This window comes from Persephonella sp. (assembly GCF_027023985.1).
In the GTDB taxonomy this organism is placed as follows: Bacteria; Aquificota; Aquificia; order Aquificales; family Hydrogenothermaceae; genus Persephonella_A.
Genome location: NZ_JALVTW010000007.1, coordinates 1 through 21,303 on the forward strand (window position 1 = coordinate 1; position 21,303 = coordinate 21,303).

Here is a 21,303-nt window from a genome sequence, read left to right on the forward strand (position 1 = left end):
TAGAAGAACTGGTAAATAAAATAGTAGAAGAAGCAAAAATGGAATATGAAATGTCAAAACAAAAGAAAGAAAAAAAGGGTTTTTTAGACAAAATTGAGAACTTATTCATTAAATAAGCACAAATTAATCCTTGATTTAAGTCATTGATAAAAATCTAAAATTGTCTTTTTATTAAAAATAATTATTATTTAAGCTTTGGAGGAAAATATGCTTATTCCAATAGAACAGCTACCAAGGGTAGCACTTGAAAGAATGAATAAAGTTCATGAAAAAGAGATAGAAATTATGAATGAACTTTATCAACTTCTTCAGGAGTATGAAAAAGGTGAGGTATCTATTGAAGATATAGATAGGGCTTTTAATGAATTTCTGGAAGACGTAAAGTATCATTTTTCTTCTGAGCAAGAGATGATGGAACAGTATAACTTCTTTGCTTATCCAATGCATAGAGGCGAGCATGATATGGTTTTAGGACAACTTCAAAACTTGCAGAAAAACTGGGAGAAAAACAAAAATCCAGAAATCATAAAAAGCTACCTTGAAAATCAGTTTCTCCCGTGGCTTATAAACCATATTCAGACCATGGATACTGTTACAGCACACTTTTTATCCCATTTTATAAGGGAATAGCCAGATAAAATTTTTGTTTTTAATTTAACGGATTTCTAAAAGTTATAAGATTTTATGATTTGGAATTTTAGAAATGAATTAATTATAAATTCTTTTGTAAATTTCTCGCTTTATAGTTCATAAATTTTTAGAAATAGCAAGTTTATAAACATTTTTAAGATTTAGAAGGAATTTTAGAACTTTATTCCTTCCTCCTTTAGAAGATTTTCAATATTAAGTTTTAAATTATCTATAACATCAATTGTGTCGTCCCAGTCTGTTATAATCCATCTTTTGCCTCTTTCTGCAACCCAGACTTTCTTATCCTGTGTAAAAATCCATATCACCTTTTCAACTCCGCTATCGAGTAAATCCTGAGTTTTCCTATGGAAGTAATCCTGTGGATTTTCAAATTTTCTAAGGTCTGCCTTAGTATCAATTTCTATAATAACCTTTGGAGGAATGGTTAGATATTTATCTGATATTTTTTTGAGTTTTTCTTTTTCTATTATTGCTATATCAAGGTTATACCAGCTACGTGGAGCAAATTTGTAGCCAATTTCATGACCAAAAACAAAATATTTTTTCTTCAGAGAATTGTAAATATAATTAGAAATAATCATTACTAAAAGTGCCTGTAATTCACTACTCCCCATAATTTCCTCCGTTGTTTTCTCCCCTGATATTACTTTGTCATAATCCCGGTAATAAATAGGTGAGCCTTTTCTCATCTCGTATATGAGATACTTAGGAATTCTTTTTCTTGTCTTTGTTTTTTTGTTCATTACAGCTTCCATAAAATTCACCTCTGTAAAAGGTTCTATAGTTAATTCTAATCTTTTGTTCAGATAATACAAGGATAACTTATTTTGATAAATAATCTTTAATATTCCGGGCTACTTTTCTGGGGATGCCTAATTTTTCCAGTTCTTCAACTTTTGCCATGGCAATTCTGTCTATGGTTTTATAGGTTCTGTATAAAATTTCTTTTCTTTTTTTGCCTATTCCTTTTATATTGTCCAAAACTTCTTTAAGTCCTTCTTTTTCCCGAAGTTTCCTATTATAAGAAATTGCAAATCTATGGGCTTCATCTCTTATAGTTGTAAATAATTTAAGCAGTTCCTTATGGTCAAACAGACGAACTTCCTTACCGTCATCTGTATAGATAATCTCTTCTTTTTTGGCTATTGAAAACACACGGAGATTTTCCAGCCCCAGAGCATCTTTTACGATTAGCCCTTGTTTAAGCTGTCCTTTTCCTCCGTCAATAAGCACAAGAGGAAGTTTTTCAAACTCTTTGTATCTTTTAAATCTTCTATATAAAACTTCCCTTAAAGATGCATAATCATCAACACCTTTGACGGTCTTTACCCTGAATCTTCTGTATTCTTTTTTATTCATCTCTCCATTTTCCCAGACTACGCAAGAACCGACTGTAAACTCTCCCTGCAAGGTTGATATATCAAATCCTTCAATCCTTTCAGGGAGTTGGAAGCCAAAAACTTCAGCAAATTTTTTCTTAATATCTGTTAAATCAATAAATGAAAAATTCCTTTCTATAAAACTTATTATCTGCTCCGGAATCTGATACTCAATCTGGACTTGTTTGCCTTTCTTGTTAGATAGCCATTTTTGTATATTTTCCTTTTCTGATAAAGGCTGGTTTGAGATTACTATTTCCGGAATAAAATTTCCCCGTGAGTAGTAGCCTGTAATAACTGCATCGTAAAAGCTATCTTCTAAGCCTTGTCGGGTGATATCTATAAAATTTTTTCCTACTATTCTGTGTCCCCTGATTATTACCAGCAAAACTTTATTTCCTGCAAAATAAAAAAGGTCTGCCTCTTCAAAAGGAAGTCCTAAAACTTCCTGTTTTTGCACCAGATTTTCCATTGCTGTAATCTGGTCACGAACAATCGCAGCTTTTTCAAACATCATTTTTGATGTATATTCCTCAATCCTGTCATAAAGCTGGTAGATAACTTTTTTCACATTTCCGGATAAAAATGCTTTAGCAGCTTTTACATCAAAGTTGTAATCCTTTTTTGAGATTTTATTTACACAAGGAGCAGAACAAAGCCCAAGATGATAATCAAAACAGACAATATTCCTTTTTGGTAAAGGGTCACAGGTTCTAAGTTTAAATAATTTATGAATTAAATCCTTCATAGCCCGTGCAGTTCTGGCAGGTAAGAAGGGCCCAAAATATTCCCCTTTAATCTCGCCGTATTTTCTGCTGATTAATACCGTTGGATACTCATCATCGGTAATGACCAGCATAGGATAACCGGAGCCGGATTTAAGACGGACATTGTATTTAGGTTTATACTGTTTTATAAGTTCATTTTCAAGGACGAAAGCTTCATAATCGGATTTTGTGATAATCCATTCTATTCTTGAGCTTTCCTCAAAAATCCTTTTTTCTTTCGGGTCTAATTTTAAATTCTGCCAGTGTCCTTTTAGACGGGATTTTAGATTTTTTGCCTTGCCTATATAGATATGCTTTCCTGAATTATCTTTAAACAGATAAACCCCCGGTTCCTCAGGGGCTTTATCTATGTATTTTTTTAGTATTTGAAAGTTATCAGAGGGCACAGCATCCTTCATCTTCTGCAAAGGATATAAGGTTCATTATTTCCTCAAATGAAGGGACTTTATCGCTTACATATTGAACCACGCCATATTGGTCAATTAGAATAAAGAAATCCTTATTTTCATCAAGGCCAAAATGTTTTGCAAAATCTTTTGTGGTTATCTGGACATAATCAATTAGCTTTACATTTGCTTTTTCAAACTCATCTTCATACTGTTCAAGCTTGTCATCATCAGCTTTATATATAACAATATGATATTTTTGTTTCAGGTCGTATAGATTTTTGCCCTTTATTCCGTCTAAAAACTCAAAGTAAGGAGCTTGACTACCAATTTTTGTTATCATATTACCTCCCTTTGCATATTTTGCCAAAGTTTATAATATATATTGGTTTTTACTTTATATCAAATTTTGAAGGAGAGATAATTGAAACAGACACAAAAAGCAGTTAGAAATGATGTTCGGAATATTGCTATCATTGCCCATGTTGACCATGGGAAGACTACCCTTGTTGATGCCCTTCTAAAGCAAAGCGGAACATTCAGGGAAAATGAGGAAGTAGAAGAAAGAATAATGGATAATATTGATCTGGAAAGGGAAAGGGGCATCACAATAATGGCCAAAAATACGGCTATTTACTACAAGGGTATCAAAATAAATATCGTTGACACACCGGGACACGCTGATTTTGGTGGCGAGGTTGAAAGAACATTAAAAATGGTTGACGGGGTTATTCTTCTCGTTGATGCAGCAGAAGGTCCAATGCCCCAAACAAGATTTGTTCTGCAAAAAGCCCTTGAAGCAGGATTAACACCACTTGTTGTGATAAACAAGATTGACAGACCTGACAGCCGTATAAATCAGGTTATTGATGAGATATACGACCTGTTCATAGATCTTGATGCCACAGAAGAACAATTGGATTTCCCAATTATTTATGCGATAGGAAAAGACGGAATTGCTAAAAAAGAGCTTGATGATGACAGTAAAGATTTAAGACCTTTATTTGAGGAAATAATAAACTATATGCCCCCTCCAGAATACGACCCTGATAAAGGTTTTCAGTTTTTAATTACATCTCTTGATTATGATAACTACGTCGGAAGACTGGCAATAGGCAGAGTATTTAATGGTAGTGTAAAAGTTAATCAGCAAGTTTCGGTAGTTAAACCTGACGGCAGAATAGTAAAGGGAATAGTCCGTAATATATATACCTATGAAGGTTTAAAAAGGGTGGAAACAAGAGAAGCAAAAGCAGGAGATATTATTGCTATTGCCGGAATTGATGATATCCAGATAGGAGATACAATAGCCGATGCTGAAAATCCAGAGGCATTACCACCTATCACAGTAGAAGAACCTACAATATCTATGGTTTTTTCTGTAAATGACTCTCCATTTGCAGGTAGAAGCGGGAAATTCTTAACCTCAAGACATTTAAGGGAAAGGTTATACAAAGAAACCCTTACAAATGTTGCCCTTAGAGTTGAAGATACAGATAATCCGGAGGCATTTCTGGTCAAAGGCAGAGGCGAACTTCAGCTGGCAATTCTTGCTGAAATGATGCGTAGAGAAGGATATGAGTTTCAGGTATCAAAACCGGAAGTAATCATAAAAGAGGAAAACGGGGTTAAACTTGAGCCGGTAGAAAGGGTTTTAATTGATATTCCTGAAGAGTTTATCGGAACAGTTACGGAAAAGTTAGGCGCAAGAAAAGGAAAAATGATAAATATGATAAACCACGGCAGTGGCAGAGTTAGACTGGAGTTTCTTATTCCTTCAAGAGGATTAATCGGTTATAGGTCAGAGTTCAAAACAGATACAAAAGGGGAAGGAATAATAAACACTATATTTGACAGCTGGCAACCCTGGTCTGGTGATATAAGAATTAGACAAAATGGTGCCCTTGTTGCTGATAGAAAAGGAGTTGCTACCCCATATGCTATATATTCATTGCAGGATAGGGGAATATTTTTTATTCCACCGGGAACAGAAGTTTATGAAGGAATGGTAATAGGAGAGCATAACAGGGATAATGACCTTTGGGTAAATATCACAAGGGAGAAAAAACTTACAAATGTCCGTGCAGCTGCAAATGATGAAAATATAAAAGTTGTGCCCCATAAAGTAATGGACTTTGAAAAGGCTATGGAATGGATAACAGATGATGAACTTATAGAAGTTACTCCGGATGCAATAAGAATTAGAAAAAAACAGCTTAGAAAACCATAATGGGCGAAATAGTTCAGTTTTTAATACCCTCGGTTTTGGGAGCTTTCATAGGATATATAACAAACTATCTTGCTATAAAAATGTTATTCCGTCCTTTTGAGGAAAAGAGAATATTCGGGGTAAAAATCCCTTTCACCCCGGGACTTATTCCCAAAAGAAGAAAAGAGATAGCTATATCCCTTGCAAAAACAATAGAAGAGCATCTTTTTACCACAGAAAAACTCCATAAACTTTTTGAAGAAAGTGGTTATAAAGAAAGATTACAAAAAAGAGTAGAAATTGTCCTTGACCAGCTAATAGATGAGATATTGGAGGACTTAGTAAAATCAGTTAAAAGCGGTATATCCATTGGAAAATTTAATATTAAAACAACTATTGTAGCCACAGCCCTTGAAAAAGCTATTGAAAAACTTTCAGAGAATCTAAAGGAAAAACTCAAAGATAAACTCCTTGAAAAAGCCTCTGATAACATAGAGAAAAATATAGAGGAAGAATTGCCACAAATTCTATCCCAACTTAATATTGAAAAAATGGTTGTTGATACACTCATGGAGATGGATATTCAAACTTTGGAAGAAATTGTCATAGGATTTTCTGAGAAACAATTAAAACATATCACCTATACAGGAGCCGTTCTGGGATTTTTAATTGGATTGTTGCAGAGTATTTTATACTTGTTACACTAACCTTTAAGAAAAAATTTAAAAATTTGAGTCTGTCGATCGCAGATTTTTGACCTTTAATTGAGACAAAATCTCACAGGAAATTTAGCTAAAATTTAAATCTCGGCTTTGTATACCAAAGGTTTGTCGATCCCCAGGGATTTTTACGGGATTGGAGGTCGACTGAAAATTAAATCAATTTGACAAGGACTATAATTTTTCGTATATTTAATCTCAATAAGATATATCAACGGCTATTTGACAACAGAATATGAAACCAATTTCAAGGGGTTTTTAGCGTGCCTATAAGGAATTGAAACATCATCACTGGGCAACACATAAGCTAAAGGATTATTGTTTTTAGCGTGCCTATAAGGAATTGAAACGGCTTCTCTTTATATTCATCATAAAAAGAATCATAATGGTTTTTAGCGTGCCTATAAGGAATTGAAACTCTACCTCTCATTTTTTCCCAGGTTGTTGTGTCTTGAAAAGTTTTTAGCGTGCCTATAAGGAATTGAAACTTGCGTCCTCATCATACCCTTCTGCTCTTGCCACCTCTTGTTTTTAGCGTGCCTATAAGGAATTGAAACTATCTTTGGTATATTCAGGCAATATTTCTTCTATCTGTTTTTAGAATTCCTGTAAGAAATTGAATTTTTGGTAGCCAAGCTATTACTTTTATGGTTTTAGAAAAACATAGAATTATTTGTTTATCTAAACCTTTATAAATTTTTTCTCAATTTAGGGTCTAATGCATCTCTCAAAGCATCTCCCAGCAGGTTAAAAGCCAGAATTGTAATGAATATTGCTATTCCCGGAGCAAGTATCCATGGATAGTTTGATATGGCTGATATACTCCGTGCAGCTGCAAGCATATTTCCCCAGCTTGCATAAGGTTCCTGAATACCAAGACCAAGCAACGAAAGGGCACTTTCACCAAGAATATATCCGGGAATTGACAAAGTGGCAGCAATTAACAGGTAAGAAAAAGTATTAGGAATTATATGGCGGGTTATTATTCTGAGTGAAGATGCACCATAACTTTTGGCAGCAAGGACAAACTCTTGTTCTCTTATAGATAAAACCATTCCTCTGATTACCCGTGCCAGACCAGCCCAACCAATAAATGAAAGGATAACAACAATCAAGAAATATACCTGCACAGAAGACAGAGTAATAGGGAAAATTGCCCTTAAAGCCAGCATTAGATAAAATCCCGGGAAAGACATTATAATTTCAGATAATCTCATCAGAATATTATCAACTCTACCCCCAAAATAACCGGAAATACCTCCTACAATTGCACCTATAGAAAAGGAAAGTAGAACCCCCACGATCCCAATAGATAGAGAAATTCTGGCGCCGTATAAAAGCCGTGAAAATATATCTCTGCCTAAATTGTCAGCTCCGAGAAGAAATATTTTTCCCTGCTTTACACCAAACAAGTGAATATTTGTAGGAATAAATCCAAGTAAATAATGCTTTTCACCTTCTACAAAAAAGTAAATCGGGTATTTTTTGGAATAATCAATTTTGTATTTTTTAAATACCGGGTCAACCAATTTATATTTATAAACAAACGGTCTTAAATGAAAATTTCCATCTTTATCAAAGAAATGTATCTGCGTAGGTGGATGGTAAGGTGTATCCCGATGCTGTATATCATAAGGATATGGAGCTATAAAATCAGCAAATATTGCCAGAAAATATAGTATTCCCAGCACATATAGGGAAACATAAGCCAGTTTATTTTTCTTTATGTAGTATAGAATTTCTCTCATTTTCTAAAATACTTACCTATTAAAAATCCGTATTTATTTTCAACTGCTGTTTCAAGATTTTTAAGCAGCTCTTCTACCGATTTTCCATCCTCTGGAAAATCTATATAAACCTCAACAACACTTTTATTAAAAAACTCATATATCGCTTTGCTAATAAAATCAGCCCCTTTTTTATCTGTTCCTGTAAGAATTACAAACAGATTATTGTCTATTTCAGCAAAAATATCAGTATTCCTTAAAGCTTCTTTGACAACTTCTTTTAATTTTTCATATTCTTCCTTAAACTCAGGTCTGATAAATGCAATGGCAAAATTCTCCGGGCAGCTAAATCTGTGATTACAGCCAATCATAAATTCAACAAATTTTTGAAAATCCTTAAACTCAATTTCAATAGCCATAATAAAACCCCCAAGTTATTTCAAAACACCTTCAATTTCCCTTTGTCTTACCCTTGGGTCAAGTTTGGCAAGTAGTATATCAGCTATCAGATTACCAATAATCAACATAATAGCACCAATATACAATCCACCCATAACTAGATATAAATCCTGTGATAAAACTGCATCAAGCATAAGCATTCCCATTCCCGGCCAATTAACAATAATCTCAATAAGTGCTGCCCCAGATAGCAAATTAGCAATTTCAAAACCAAGAAGAGTAATAAATGGATTTAATGCATTTCTAAGGGCGTGCCTGAATATTACTTGTTTTTCCGGCAATCCCTTTGCTCTGGCAAACATAACATATTCAGAATGTAAAGCCTCAATCATAGCACTTCTAACAAGTCTAACTATTCCTGCCAGAGAGCCAACTGCCAGAACAAAGGCAGGCAGAGATACATGCCATAATCGGTCTATGATTTTTCCTGTCAGGCTTAGTTGATCATAATCCGGTGAGGTTGCCCCACCTGTCGGAAACAATCCGGTTTTAACCGCAACAAACAAAAGTAAAAATGCCAGAAAAAAGTTAGGAATAGACATAAATGTAAATGAAAACAGTTGTATAAACTTATCAATCCATCTGTTTGGATTTAATGCAGCCCATATTCCCATCGGCACAGCAAGTAGCCACGCCATTAAAGCTGATGTTATAGATAAAAATAGAGTATTTCCTACCCGTTCTTTAATAAGCTCAATAACAGGCAGATGATATGAAAATGAATACCCTAAATCAAATTTTAAAGCATTAATAAGCCATTTAAAATATTGCACTAAAATAGGCTGGTCTAAACCGTATGCCCTCTCAAGCTCTCTTAAAGTTTCCTTTGAAATCTGGGGGTTCATCCTGAGCTGGTCTAAATAATCACCGGGAGCCATCTGGATAATAATAAATGAGATAAATGTAATCCCTATAACGAGGGGTATCATCTGAATAAGTCTTTTAACTATATATAAAAACAAGCTTCCCCCGATAAAAAATTGTTATTTAATATAATTTAACAGAAATTGTATGTATAAAGGAGGAGAAATTGGAAAAGAAAAAATGGAGAACGGCAATAAGCTGGCATTTTGATAAAGAGGCTTATGTAAGGGGATATAATCTGAGGGAACTGGTAAAAAATCTAACCTTTACAGAAGCTATATATCTTGTTCTTAAAGGAGAACTTCCTGATGAAAAAGAAAAAAGAATGTTAGATGCCATATTTGTTGCAACAATTGAACATTCAATCGCTCCCCCTTCTATTATTGCAGCCCGTGCTGTTATAAGCGGAGGAAATTCTTTGCATGTTGGGGTTGGTGCCGGTATTCTTGCCTTTGGGGAAGCCCATGGTGGTGCACTGGAAGGTGCTATGAGATTTTTACAGGAAAATATAGACAAAGACCCTGAAGAAACTGTAAAAGAATATTTTTCGCAGGGAAAAAGAATTCCCGGATATGGTCATAGATACTACAAAGAAGCAGACCCAAGAACACAGACATTATTTGAAATAGCAAAGGAAACAGGATTTTACGGAAAATACTGTCAGTTTGCAGAGGAAGTAGAAAAAGCCATAGAAAAAATCAAAGGTAAAAAATTGGTAATGAATGTTGACGGAGCAATAGCAGCAATAGTATCAGAGATGGGATTTGACTGGAGACTGGGGAAGGGATTTTTTATTATAGGTAGAGTTCCGGGAATAGTTGCCCATGTTTATGAAGAGCTAACAATGGAAAAACCATTTTCAAAAAGACTTGATGAAGAAAAAGAGGTTGAATATTTAGGAGAAAAACCAAGAGAACTTCCGGATAAATATAAAAGATGACAGATTTTGACAAAACTTACTCAGACTTTCAAAGAAGACGCCGTAATATTTTTATAATCTCTGTTACAGTTTTTGTTTTTATTGTTGGAAACCTTTATATCTTTAAAGAGATTTCCAAAGTAAAGGATGTCTTTAACCCGTATATTTTCCTAATCATAATAAATATTGATGTTGTATTTTTCCTCGCTATTCTGGCTATATCCCTCAGGCATCTGATAAAACTATTTTTTGAAAAGAGGGAAACAACAGGCAAGCTCAGGCGGAAACTCTCATTTATTTTAATCTCAATGGTCATCATCCCTGCAATGATACTTTCGGTTGCATCTATAAGCCTTATATCAAATGCAACAAACCTGTGGTTTAGTGGTAAAGTAGAAAAAGCATTAGACCTTACCCAAAAAATAATAGATGAAGATATCAAAACATATTCCCAGCTACTTGATGAAGTTGTCTATATGATAGACACAAAAAAAATAACCCCTTACGAAGCATTTAAAAAATTCAAGATAAACTCAATGATAATCCTTGATAAAAACAAGAAACCTATAATGATTTATGGCAAACCTAAAAAACTGGTTGAAGATTTTGATTTTAAGCTGAAGAAATACATCTTTGAAGAAAATGGCCAGTATTTTCTCAGGTATATAAGAAAATATCAAAAAGATAAATACATAATAATTGAGTATCGTCTGCCACCTTTATTGTCCAGATATAAACAGGAAATAAACTACATATCAGACATTTATTCAAAATTCAGGTATTACAAAAACCCTATCAGAGTTAGCTATATCGTAACTATGCTCACCATTACCATGTTTGTTATCTTTGCTGCCCTGTGGTTTGCCCAGTATGTTGTTAGAAATCTGACTTATCCCCTTGAAAGGCTTGTTGATGCTTCCAAAAAACTGGCACAGGGAAACCTCAATGTAAAGGTTGATATTAAAGCTCCTGATGAAATAGGTATCCTGATAGACGAATTCAATCATATGGTAAAAGAATTAAAAGCTCTCTACCTCCAGCTTGAAAGAAGTAATAAAGAACTGAAGGAAAATAAAGAATACCTTGAAGCTATACTGGAAAACGCCAGAACAGGTGTTATTTATTCTGACAAATACGGCAGGATAGAAAAAATAAACAAAGCAGCAGCAGAGATATTAGGCATAGATCCTTCACAGATAAAAGGAAAGGACATAGAAGAGTTTATGAAAAGTATAGGCTTAGATATAAAAAATATTGAAAAGGAACAGACCATAAATGTTGATGGAAAGATAATAATAGCCAGAATAACAAAATTATCAAACAAGGGATACGTCCTTGTCTTTGACGATATAACAGATGTTGTAGCTGCAGAAAAAGTCCTTGCGTGGAAGGAGATAGCCCAGAGAATAGCCCATGAAATAAAAAATCCACTTACACCTATTAGACTTTCTGCAGAAAGGATAAAAAGACAGTATCATAACGGCAACCCAAAATTCCCAGAAATTTTGGAAAAAGCTGTTAATGTTATATTCACAGAAGTTGACCATTTATCAAAGCTGGTTAAAGAGTTTGGTCAGTTCGCGGCCTCAGGGAGACAGATAACTAAAAACGAAATTAATCTAAAACAGCTAATCAAAGAAATAGCAGATAGTTATCAATCGGAAAAATTCAAAATAGAAGTAGATATTTCTGATGATATATCCTTAAAAGCGGATAAAAAACTGCTTAGACAGGCATTTTTAAATCTGGTTCAAAATAGCTATGAAAGTATAGATAAAGAAATTGGAGTCTTAAAAATTAAAGCAGAGAAAGAAGACGGCAAGATTATTATTACCTTTAAGGATAACGGAAAAGGAATTCCCCAGTCAGAGCTTGAAAAGATTTTTATTCCTTATTATTCCAAGAAATCAAAAGGTTCAGGCCTTGGCCTTGCCATAACAAAGGAAATCATAGAAAACCATGGTGGAAATATAAAAGCCCTTCCTTCAGAGGAAGGGGCTGTTTTTAGAGTAGAACTACCTTTATCCTGATATTTCCTTAACAAAAGATACAAGAAGTTTATTGAACTCTTCAGGATTTTCAAATGGTGGCAGATGTGCACTATTAGCAAGTTCATAAAATTTTGCATTAGGAATGCCATCTGCAATCTTTTTTACTATTTCAGGGGGAGTAACTTTTTCATCATCTTTTCCTGCCACAACAATTGTTGGAACATTTATGCTTGATAGCAATCCTGTATTATCCGGTCTTATGGCAAGGGCTTTAAGAGCCTTTATAATTCCCTCTTCTGTAGCCTGATTCATTATGCATTTTAGTTCTTCCATTTTGTTTTTATCTGCCTTAGTAGCTGGTGATGTTTGGGTATCAAGCATAAACTCTATAAGAAAATCCTTTCCTTCTTTTTCCACTTTTTCTACGGTTGCATATCTTGCCTTTTTGGCTTCTTCTGTATCGGCTTCAGCTCTTGTGGAGACAAAAACAAATCCCTTAACAATATCCGGATATCTTCTCCATAGGTCAAACATAATATATCCACCCATGCTATCTCCCACAGGAATAACCTTTTTAACCCCTAAATCTTTTACTTTTGACAGAATGGCATCTGTAAGGGTTTCTACTGTGTATTCGGCAGGAAAATTCCTTTCTTCCCCAAAACCTGGATAATCAACGGCAATATAAGGAATTCCCTCTTTTTCAAGTGCTTCAAACTGGTATTTATACATATTTTTATTTAATGGAAATGCATGTAAAAAAAGAACTGCCTCAGGTATAAAAGCTCTCATTTTAACCCTCCTTGTAGTTTTTTATTTATTATATGTTTTTTCACTTCCTTTTCACTATTTAAGGAATAAATTTTTTAGTATGAAAATACTGGTGGTTGAAGATAATCAGGAACTTAACAATACGCTTAAAGAGATATTGGAATTAAATGATTATATTGTAGATTCTGTTTTAGATGGTGAACAAGCTTTAGAGTTTGCCAATCTATACGAGTATGATCTTATAATTCTAGACATAATGCTACCTAAAATTGATGGATATAAGGTTTGTCAAATTTTAAGGGAGAAAGGTAATAATACCCCTGTTCTGATGTTAACTGCAAAAGACACATTACAGGACAAAGTGAAAGGCCTTGATATAGGTGCAGATGATTATCTGGTAAAACCATTTGAGATAGAGGAGCTTCTTGCAAGGGTAAGGGCATTAATAAGAAGAGTATCCACTGAGAAAAATAAGATAGTCCAGCTGGGTGATATAAAGATAGACCTTGAAAAAAGAGAAGTTTACAGGGATGGAAAAAGCCTTGTTATAACCCCTAAGCTTTTCTGTATTCTTGAACAACTGATTAGAAATAGAGGAAAAATCGTTACTTATGAAAGTCTTATGAATAAATGCTGGGATATAACAGATTATCCGTCTAAAGAAACTGTCAGGGCAAACATAAAACTCCTGAGAAAAATACTTCAGGACAAAGATATCATCCAGAACATTTCCGGTGTAGGATATAAAATAGAATGAAACTTGACCAGTTTCTTAAAGCAAGATTAAAAATAACCCTTCTTATTTCAGCAATATCAACCTTTATTCTCGCAGCCTTCGCAGGTAGTATCTACTACTTTTATAAAGAACAAATCCTGTATGAAATATCAGATGAGCTCAAAAGCACTGCCTTTGAAGTATCTAAAGTAGTTGAAAATCCTCTCAGGGATTTCTCTATAGTAAAAAATGTTAATATTCCGGAAGACACATATTTGTGCGTTTATAACTATGATGCAAAAATGGTTTTTTACAAACATAAATTATGCGAGATAAAAAATTTCTTTTCAGGTTTTCGGGTTATAGGCTATGACGTTGTTTTTGGAACTTCCATAAAGAAAAACGGAAATCTTTATTATATCTATGTCGGAAAAAATCTAAGTAGAATATTGGCAAGTATAGACAAGCTCAAACTCATATTAATTTATGTAACTTTTGTTTTATCAACTGTTATTCTCGTTTTTTCCTTTTTAATATCCAAAAAAATATTGTCTCCAATCAAAGAAACAGTAGAAAAACAGGAAAGATTCACACAAAACGTATCCCACGACCTTAGAACACCGCTGACAGTAATTTCATCTAATCTATATTTAATAAAACAAAAAAACTTTAAAAATGTTGAAAAAAACATTGAAAATATAGCAAAAACAGTTGAATATATGAAAAGTATTGTATCTGACCTGCTATTTATAAGCCAGATAGGAGAGAAAGAAAAAAAGCCTGTAAATATAAATGAACTCATTAAAAAGCAGCTTCACCTTCTTTCTCCAAAAATAGAAGAAAAAAATATAGGTGTGATATTCAAGGAAGAAGACCAGATTACAATAGAAGCAAATCAAGCAGATATGGAAAAATTGTTTTCTAATCTTCTTGAAAATGCCATTAAATATAATTGTGAAAACGGAGAAATAATAATAACAATAAAGAAAAAACAGGTTTCAATAAAAAATACCGGTAAATTAATCAAAAAAGAGAATTTAGACAAAATATTTGAGAGATTTTACAGGGAAGATGAAGCCAGAACATCTGAGGGTTCTGGACTTGGTCTTGCAATAGTAAAAGAAATTGCAGACTTTTATAAACTGAAAATAAAAGTTAAAGTAGAAGGTGTTCACAACGAATTTATAGTAAGGTTCTAAAAAAATTTTATACAGAGCCAAAAATGTTTATAATTATTAGAAATTTATACAGGAGGGGATTATGAAAATAGCCGTTGTTAGTTTTGATAGTGAGCTTGTGGCAAAAGTGGCTGCAGAGCTATCAGGAGCAGAAGTAAAGGGATATATGGACTCTCTTAGCTTGGTGAACGAATTAAAAGAAGGAAGAGCAGAAAACCCGGATATTGTCATATATGATGCTTCTGGAGGAGAAATAGCACTAAATGCCCTTGAATTTTTTATATCCAGACCACAGGTAAAAGGAATTGATATAAGAGCTCTTATAGAAAAAGGTTCAGTAAATGATGAAAGTCTTAAAAAGTTTGAAGGTATTAAATTTTATGACAAAGAGACAGAATTAGGCACCCTTATAGAAGAGTTAAAATCAAAAACTCCAAAAGAACCCTTTACAAAACCAGAGACCGAACAAACCACACCTGTTCAAGAAAAACAACCTGAAATTACAGAAGAAAAAGAAGAATCATATGTTCCACCCCAAGACCTTGAAGCCCTTTTAGGTGAAACCGTTTCTGCTTCAGAAGATACAGGAGAAGAATTTGAGCTTGAGCTTGAAGAAGAAGTTTCTGATATGGATTCTTTACTTGAAGAGCTTACACCACAAGGAGAAACAGAAGAAACTTCACCCCTTGAAGCTGCCGTTCCATCCATAGAAGAAGCAATTACAGGTAATGGAAACAAAGCTCCTGAAGAAGCAATTGTTAGCTCCAATCAGCCTAAGGCTTCAAATGTAAATCAAAATAATATAAAAATGACCATTGAATTATCCCCTGAAGAAGTAAAGAAAATTGTTTTGGAAACAGCCGTTGAAAAATTTATTGATGAAATCAGGTCAGAACTTGATTTAGACAAGATTAAAGAAGAAATTCAAAAGGACTTCTTTGATAGGCTTGAAAAAGAAATGACCCAGTCCATTGACCAGATGAAAGAGGAAATAAAAGCAAAACTTTTTGAAAGTATTGAAGCAGATCTTAAGGAAAAAATAAAAGAAAGTATAAAAGAAGATGTTGCAAGAATAACAACAGAGCTTGTAAAAGAGAAGCTCAATCAGGCATTTGGTGGAGGAAAATAAACCTGAAAGCCCTCATAAAGAGGGCTTTTAATCCCTCAAAAATAAATAACAAAATGCAGCAACTACTGCCGCACCCATCAGCATAAATAGATGGACAAACACAGAAGACAGTAAAGCTGTTTCTTTATCTATACCAAACAATATTAAAAGCCCTGCATAACCCCCTTCGTAAGTTCCTATTCCTGCTATTCCATGAATTGGAAGTATAGTTGTCAAATCCCCTGCAGAAGCTGCAAAAAATGCCTCAACAAAGGACAAATCTACCCCTGAAGGTAAAACAAGATAGAAGGCTGTAAATTTAAGAATAAATGTTAGAACAGAAAGAACATATAGCACTATTATATTTTTTGGAGTTAGTTTCGTGTCATGAAATGCTTTTATTTTTTCATGTTTTATAAATGAAACGAAATACTTAAGCACAAATGCAGCTAAGGGCATCGATACAATCGTAAGAATTGCAAGCAAAGGCATTCCCTTAAAAAGAAAAAAGGACATCCCGAATACAGCAAAAAGAGAAAGTGCATCAAATATCCTTATAGAAACGAAACTAACAGCACTCTCAGATATAGGAATATTTTCTTTTTTAAGCATATAAAAAAATGATAATTCACCTGTCCTGAATGGCATAAAGATATTAAATACCGTGTTAAAAGCAGTAATCTTAAAGAGTTTTTTAAACTGGTTTATTGAGAGTGTAAGCTTCCATCTAAATGTCCTTGTCAAATATGAACCAACATAAAGAGCAAAGGCGATGATAATATTTACAGGATTTATCTCTTTAAAAAACTGCACAAACTTATCAAAACCTATTACCCTGTAAAACAGGTATATAAAACCTGCAGATATGGCTATAGAAACAAATAGTTCGAATATCTTAATGGCTTTTTTCTTCAACAAGCCCTCTGTTTACCACTTCAAGCTTTTTATCTCGGATTATTTCCTTGATTATATAAGGCCGTTTGCCTTGTGATTCGTAGTATGTTCTTGTAATAAGCTCAGCGACTATACCTGTTGAGATAAGCTGTATTCCGGAAAGGAAAAACAACGTTCCAAATATAAGGAGTGGTCTATTCCCAATATCTGCACCTGTAAACAGCTTTAGTCCTACAAGATAAAGCAGAATAACAGCACCAATTAGAAGTAGAACAGCACCCCATCCACCTAAGATTCTTAATGGTTTTGTTCTGTAATCCAGCAAAAATTTAACAAGTATAAGGTCTAATAAAACCTTAAATGTTCTGGATATACCATACTTTGATTTTCCGTATATTCTCGGGTGGTGTTTAACAGGTATTTCTGTTACCTTTGCACCGATAGCTTTTGATAAGGCTGGCAGAAATCTGTGCATTTCCCCATAAAAGTCCAGATTTTTGGCAACCTCAGCTCTATAAGCCTTAAGGGAACAGCCATAGTCGTGGAGATGAACACCTGTGACTTTGGATATGAGCCAGTTTGCTATCCTTGAGGGGAGAGTTCTACTAATAAATGCATCTTTTCTGTCTTTTCTCCAGCCACTTACAATATCATATCCCTGATCAAGCACCTCTAAAAGTTTTGGAATATCCTCAGGGTCGTTTTGAAGATCACCATCCATTGTGATGATAATATCTCCGCGGGCTGTTTCAAAACCTGCAGACATCGCTGCAGTCTGACCAAAGTTTCTCCTGAAATTAACCCCTACAACATGAGGATCTTTTTCTGATAACTCTTTTATAATTTCCCATGACCTGTCTGTAGAACCGTCATTTACAAAAATGATCTCGTAGCTTTTGCCAAGACTATCAAGAACTTTTTTTAATTTGTCATATAAAATAGGAAGGTTTTCTTCTTCATTATAAATCGGAATAACAACTGATAACTCTACCTTTTCCATTTCACTCCTTATTTCCTTGTAAATTTAACAATTCCTCTTATCCCAAGAGGTCTTAAGTTTTTTCTGTAAAATCTTGAGGCTTCTCTATACTCTTTGAAGTATCCTATTATAACAGAATAAATAGCTTTACCATCTATTATATCCCTTTTTATCTCCGGATTGTAACCTTTTGCTTTAAGTCTTTCTGCAATGGATATAGCTGCTTTTTTGTTTGAGTATCTACCGACAAGAACATAAAATCTGATTTTTGGTTTTACTATTTGAGGCTTTTCTTGAGTTTCAGGAGTGTATTTCGCTATGGTTTGTCTTTCTGTATATGGATTTGTATTCTCTGTATTTGGGTGTGCTTCGACTGAAGGGGTTATATTACCCTCTTGGTTGATATTAAATATATTTCTTCTTTTAACCGTTTTTTGGTCTATAAGGTTCAGGTATTTATCTATTTCCAGTTTGAGAAGCTCATTATTTTCAGCAAGTTTTTTAGCTTTGATTAAATAAATCCTTGCTTTTTCCGGATAATTTAAGTAATAGTAAGCCTTCCCAAGTCCAAGATATATTTGGGCATCAGATGCTCCTTTATTTACTGCTGCTAAAAATACGTTTAGTGCATCTTTGTATCTTTTCTCCTGTATATATAAATTTCCAAGGGCGATATATGCAGGTAATATATATGCATTATAGGCAATGGCTTTTTTTAGATTTTCTTCCTCTTTTTTCTTATCCCCTATTTCTTTATAAATCATTGCTATGTTGTAGTAAGCAAGGTCTTTTTTCATGTAGTTTGGATTTTCTATAGCTTTGTGGAAGTAGCTGATTGCCTCGTTATATTTCTTTTCCCTTGCAAGAATAGTTCCCAGATTTGTATATGTTTCTGCTCTATCAGGTGCTACTTCCAGTGCCTTTTTTAGAAATTGCTCTGCTTTTTGAAACTCCCCTACGTTGCTGTAAGCAATACCCAGTGCGTTGAGTATGTCAGGGTCATTAGGAGAAATCTGGTAAGCTTTTCTTAAATAGTAAATAGCCTGTGCATTATTTCCTGCTTCCAGATATGAAATTCCAAGTTTATAGTAATATGTGGCATTTTTAATCTGAGGTGTTTCTGAAACTGTTGAAGTTTTAGGGGCACAGGAAAATAAAGCAAATCCTGATACTAAAACTAATAAAAATAATATTTTTCTCATTTTCTCACCTTCCCCTTGTTTATGTTTAATTCTTCAATTTTTTTGTGAATTGTATTTCTGTGAATTCCAAGATATTTTGCAGCTTCTGAGATATTTCCATTAGTATATTTTAAAACTTCCTCAATTATTATAGTTTCTGCCTTTTCTATTAATTTAATGTAGATATTTTTTTTCTCATTCTCCAACATCTGTTTTACTTCTTTTCGTATTCCTTCCTGCCAGTCTGTAGTAGTTGTTTCCTGTGGATATATATATTTTCTGACTATATCAGCAGTAATAGGCCTTTCCCTGTAAATAACTATCAGTTTATTAACCAGATTTTTTAATTCTCTTATATTTCCGGGAAAATCATAGCTCATAAGCGTTTCAATAGCATCTTCTGTAAAGCCACCTTTTTTAAGTTTATGGGTTTTTAGTGCCTGTTTTGTAAATAATTCAACAAGTTCAGGAATGTCCTCTTTCCTTTCCCTTAAAGGTGGAAGGTTTATTTCTATAACAGACAGCCTGTAGAACAGGTCTTCCCTAAATTTTCCGGAAGCAACCATTTTTACAAGGTCTTTATTGGTTGCAGCTATTACCCTTACATCAACCTTTATATTTTTGTTTGAGCCTACCGGAGTTATTTCCATTTCTTGCAGTGCTCTAAGCAATTTCCCCTGTGCTTCAAGGGGCAATTCGCTAATCTCATCTAAAAATAGCGTTCCTCCATTGGCCGCTTCAAATTTTCCTGTTTTTTTTCTGTCTGCTCCTGTAAATGCTCCTTTTTCGTATCCAAAAAGCTCGCTTTCTATAAGCCCTGCAGGTATTGCTGCACAGTTAATCGCTATAAAAGGTGCTTCTGCCCTGCCACTGTGTCTGTGTATAAGCTGTGCTACAACTTCTTTACCTGTTCCGCTTTCCCCTGTTATTAAAACAGGCTGATTACTTGCACTTGCTCTTCCTATTAGCTTAAAGACTTCCTGCATTTGTGGACTTTTACCGACTATATCTATTTCAGGCTGTTGTGTGGCAGTTTCTTTGGGAGTAATCTTTTTTATCTCTTGAACTACTTTTCTTATTTTTTCTATATCAAATGGCTTTGGTATATAGTCATAGGCACCAAGTTTCATTGCCTCAATTAGATAGTTATACTCATCATGACCGGAAATCATTACAACATATGGTCTATTTTCAAGGGAAACAATTGATTTGAGAATATCTATACCATTTGCATCTGGAAGAGAAATATCAAGGAAAACAATATCAGGGTTTTCCTCCTGAATAAACTGGATTGCCTTTCCGCCTGTTTCGAATGCTTTTGTTTCAATTCCTTCTTTTTGTAGAACCTTCTTCAGAACATTTCTTATTGTCCTTTCATCATCAAAAATAAAAGCCTTCATTTTTTACCTCTATCTGAAATAGGAAGCAGTATTTCAAATGTTGAATCACCTATATATCTTAAAACACCTCCATGGTCTTTTACTATTTTGTAAGAGGATGATAATCCGATACCCATTCCTGTTTTTTTGGTTGAGACAAACGGTAAAAAGAGTTTATCTATCATATCTTCTGGGACACCAGAACCACTATCTTTTATTCTGATAAAAATTTTGTTTCCTGCAGGTGAGTAAACCTTGTCCCAAGATATTCCTGTTGATATTCTGATTGTTCCTTTTTTATCTGTAGCTTCAATACCATTTTTTATTATGTTTATAAACACCCTAAGCATATAATCAGGGTCAACATAAAGGTCAGGGATACTTGGGTCATACAGCCTTTCAAATTGAACTTCCGGATATTGTTTTTCCAGAGATTTTATAGCCTCATCAATTACTTTGTGAATATTTATCTCCCTTTTTCTAAGGGGGATAGGTTTGGTTATATTTGTGATTTCATTAATCAGGCTTTCTATTCTTTTGACTTCGTATAGTATGTCCTCTACCAGTTCTTTATCGTTTATGTCCTCTTTAAGCAGCTGGGCAGCACCTTTTATTCCTCCAACGGGACCTTTCATATCATGGAATATAGAAGAAAGAAGTTTTGAAATGGTTATTATCAGTCCTTCTTTTCTAGCTACTTCTTCAAGTTCAACAAATCTTGTTATATCCCTTACAAGCAGTGTTATTCCTTTGTCTTCAAAAGGAAAGACATCTATCAAAAATTTGTTATTGTTAATCTCTTTAAAAATTCCTTTTACGGAACGGCCTGTTTTAATTGCTTCCATAGATAGCAGTTCAGCGAATAATTGATTGAGCTTAGATTTTCCTATCTGGGATTTTAGAAAATGACCTGCCTGGTTTGCGTAGATGATATCTCCTTCTTTAGAAACAACAATTAATGGGTCTTCTATACTCTCTAATATCTTTTCAAAATATTCCATTTTTT

General features: G+C 34.0%; 20 protein-coding genes and 1 CRISPR repeat array. Of the genes, 8 read left to right on the forward strand and 12 right to left on the reverse strand.

The window, feature by feature from the left end:
• The first annotated feature begins 207 nt into the window (after positions 1 to 207).
• Positions 208 to 630 (forward strand): hemerythrin family protein, encoded by a 423-nt coding sequence (locus MVE07_RS00955; RefSeq protein WP_297452881.1) that lies wholly within the window; start codon positions 208 to 210, stop codon positions 628 to 630.
• A gap of 173 nt (positions 631 to 803) precedes the next feature.
• On the opposite strand, the gene MVE07_RS00960 is transcribed toward MVE07_RS00955, so the two are convergent.
• From MVE07_RS00960 to MVE07_RS00970, 3 genes are all read right to left on the reverse strand, one after another.
• The gene (locus MVE07_RS00960; protein WP_297452883.1) at positions 804 to 1,406 is read right to left on the reverse strand and encodes a Uma2 family endonuclease; all 603 of its coding nucleotides are present in this window, start codon (positions 1,404 to 1,406) and stop codon (positions 804 to 806) included.
• A 67-nt stretch (positions 1,407 to 1,473) separates the two neighbouring features.
• Positions 1,474 to 3,216, reverse strand: a complete 1,743-nt coding sequence (uvrC, locus tag MVE07_RS00965; RefSeq protein ID WP_297452988.1) for an excinuclease ABC subunit UvrC — start codon at positions 3,214 to 3,216, stop codon at positions 1,474 to 1,476.
• The gene (locus tag MVE07_RS00970) at positions 3,194 to 3,547 is read right to left on the reverse strand and encodes a hypothetical protein (protein ID WP_297452884.1); all 354 of its coding nucleotides are present in this window, start codon (positions 3,545 to 3,547) and stop codon (positions 3,194 to 3,196) included. Before MVE07_RS00970 ends, uvrC begins: the two co-directional genes overlap by 23 nt.
• Before the next feature lie 81 nt (positions 3,548 to 3,628).
• Between MVE07_RS00970 and typA the strand changes: the two genes are divergently transcribed.
• Together typA and MVE07_RS00980 are read left to right on the forward strand one after the other, a co-directional pair.
• On the forward strand, positions 3,629 to 5,434 hold the full coding sequence (gene typA, locus MVE07_RS00975) for a translational GTPase TypA (protein WP_297452886.1): 1,806 nt from the start codon (positions 3,629 to 3,631) through the stop codon (positions 5,432 to 5,434).
• Positions 5,434 to 6,120: a DUF445 family protein gene (locus MVE07_RS00980; protein WP_297452888.1), complete on the forward strand. Its 687-nt coding sequence runs from the start codon at positions 5,434 to 5,436 to the stop codon at positions 6,118 to 6,120. Before typA ends, MVE07_RS00980 begins: the two co-directional genes overlap by 1 nt.
• A 266-nt stretch (positions 6,121 to 6,386) precedes the next feature.
• A CRISPR array of direct repeats spans positions 6,387 to 6,755; the repeat unit is 30 nt; unit sequence GTTTTTAGCGTGCCTATAAGGAATTGAAAC.
• 66 nt (positions 6,756 to 6,821) lie between these two features.
• Here the strand turns inward: MVE07_RS00980 and MVE07_RS00985 are convergent.
• Genes MVE07_RS00985 through MVE07_RS00995 form a run of 3 tightly spaced genes read right to left on the reverse strand, consistent with a single transcriptional unit; the run spans position 6,822 to position 9,280 of the window.
• Positions 6,822 to 7,880, reverse strand: a complete 1,059-nt coding sequence (locus MVE07_RS00985; protein ID WP_297452890.1) for an ABC transporter permease — start codon at positions 7,878 to 7,880, stop codon at positions 6,822 to 6,824.
• On the reverse strand, positions 7,877 to 8,278 hold the full coding sequence (locus MVE07_RS00990) for a hypothetical protein (protein ID WP_297452892.1): 402 nt from the start codon (positions 8,276 to 8,278) through the stop codon (positions 7,877 to 7,879). The genes MVE07_RS00985 and MVE07_RS00990 overlap by 4 nt, the downstream gene beginning before the upstream one ends.
• Positions 8,279 to 8,293: 15 nt before the next feature.
• The gene (locus MVE07_RS00995) at positions 8,294 to 9,280 is read right to left on the reverse strand and encodes an ABC transporter permease (protein WP_297452894.1); all 987 of its coding nucleotides are present in this window, start codon (positions 9,278 to 9,280) and stop codon (positions 8,294 to 8,296) included.
• 68 nt (positions 9,281 to 9,348) lie between these two features.
• Here MVE07_RS00995 and MVE07_RS01000 point away from each other — a divergent pair, with 68 nt between their 5' ends.
• Complete coding sequence (locus MVE07_RS01000) at positions 9,349 to 10,122, forward strand: citryl-CoA lyase (RefSeq protein WP_297452895.1); 774 nt, start codon at positions 9,349 to 9,351, stop codon at positions 10,120 to 10,122.
• Positions 10,119 to 12,131, forward strand: a complete 2,013-nt coding sequence (locus MVE07_RS01005) for an ATP-binding protein (RefSeq protein ID WP_297452896.1) — start codon at positions 10,119 to 10,121, stop codon at positions 12,129 to 12,131. Before MVE07_RS01000 ends, MVE07_RS01005 begins: the two co-directional genes overlap by 4 nt.
• Here the strand turns inward: MVE07_RS01005 and MVE07_RS01010 are convergent.
• Positions 12,123 to 12,884: an alpha/beta hydrolase gene (locus MVE07_RS01010; RefSeq protein ID WP_297452898.1), complete on the reverse strand. Its 762-nt coding sequence runs from the start codon at positions 12,882 to 12,884 to the stop codon at positions 12,123 to 12,125. The two genes, MVE07_RS01005 and MVE07_RS01010, sit on opposite strands and share 9 nt — an antisense overlap.
• A 79-nt stretch (positions 12,885 to 12,963) precedes the next feature.
• Between MVE07_RS01010 and MVE07_RS01015 the strand changes: the two genes are divergently transcribed.
• The 3 genes from MVE07_RS01015 to MVE07_RS01025 all read left to right on the forward strand — a co-directional run bounded on the left by MVE07_RS01015 (position 12,964) and on the right by MVE07_RS01025 (position 15,885).
• Positions 12,964 to 13,620 (forward strand): response regulator transcription factor, encoded by a 657-nt coding sequence (locus MVE07_RS01015; RefSeq protein ID WP_297452899.1) that lies wholly within the window; start codon positions 12,964 to 12,966, stop codon positions 13,618 to 13,620.
• Positions 13,617 to 14,777 carry a HAMP domain-containing sensor histidine kinase gene (locus MVE07_RS01020; RefSeq protein WP_297452901.1) on the forward strand — a complete coding sequence of 387 codons (1,161 nt, stop codon included), beginning with the start codon at positions 13,617 to 13,619 and terminating at the stop codon, positions 14,775 to 14,777. Before MVE07_RS01015 ends, MVE07_RS01020 begins: the two co-directional genes overlap by 4 nt.
• Positions 14,778 to 14,838: 61 nt before the next feature.
• Entirely contained in the window at positions 14,839 to 15,885 is a 1,047-nt protein-coding gene (locus MVE07_RS01025; protein ID WP_297452903.1) for a hypothetical protein, read from the forward strand.
• A 27-nt stretch (positions 15,886 to 15,912) separates the two neighbouring features.
• On the opposite strand, the gene MVE07_RS01030 is transcribed toward MVE07_RS01025, so the two are convergent.
• From MVE07_RS01030 to MVE07_RS01050, 5 genes are read right to left on the reverse strand one after another with little or no spacing between them, the layout of a single operon-like run.
• A complete protein-coding gene (locus tag MVE07_RS01030) occupies positions 15,913 to 16,779 on the reverse strand; it encodes a lysylphosphatidylglycerol synthase transmembrane domain-containing protein (protein ID WP_297452905.1) in 867 nt (288 codons plus the stop codon).
• Positions 16,760 to 17,758: a glycosyltransferase family 2 protein gene (locus MVE07_RS01035; RefSeq protein WP_297452907.1), complete on the reverse strand. Its 999-nt coding sequence runs from the start codon at positions 17,756 to 17,758 to the stop codon at positions 16,760 to 16,762. Before MVE07_RS01035 ends, MVE07_RS01030 begins: the two co-directional genes overlap by 20 nt.
• Positions 17,759 to 17,766: 8 nt before the next feature.
• The gene (locus tag MVE07_RS01040; RefSeq protein WP_297452909.1) at positions 17,767 to 18,939 is read right to left on the reverse strand and encodes a tetratricopeptide repeat protein; all 1,173 of its coding nucleotides are present in this window, start codon (positions 18,937 to 18,939) and stop codon (positions 17,767 to 17,769) included.
• Positions 18,936 to 20,318 (reverse strand): sigma-54 dependent transcriptional regulator, encoded by a 1,383-nt coding sequence (locus MVE07_RS01045; protein ID WP_297452910.1) that lies wholly within the window; start codon positions 20,316 to 20,318, stop codon positions 18,936 to 18,938. The genes MVE07_RS01040 and MVE07_RS01045 overlap by 4 nt, the downstream gene beginning before the upstream one ends.
• Positions 20,315 to 21,298, reverse strand: coding sequence for an ATP-binding protein (locus MVE07_RS01050; RefSeq protein WP_297452911.1), 984 nt, complete (start codon positions 21,296 to 21,298; stop codon positions 20,315 to 20,317). The genes MVE07_RS01045 and MVE07_RS01050 overlap by 4 nt, the downstream gene beginning before the upstream one ends.
• Positions 21,299 to 21,303: the final 5 nt, after the last annotated feature.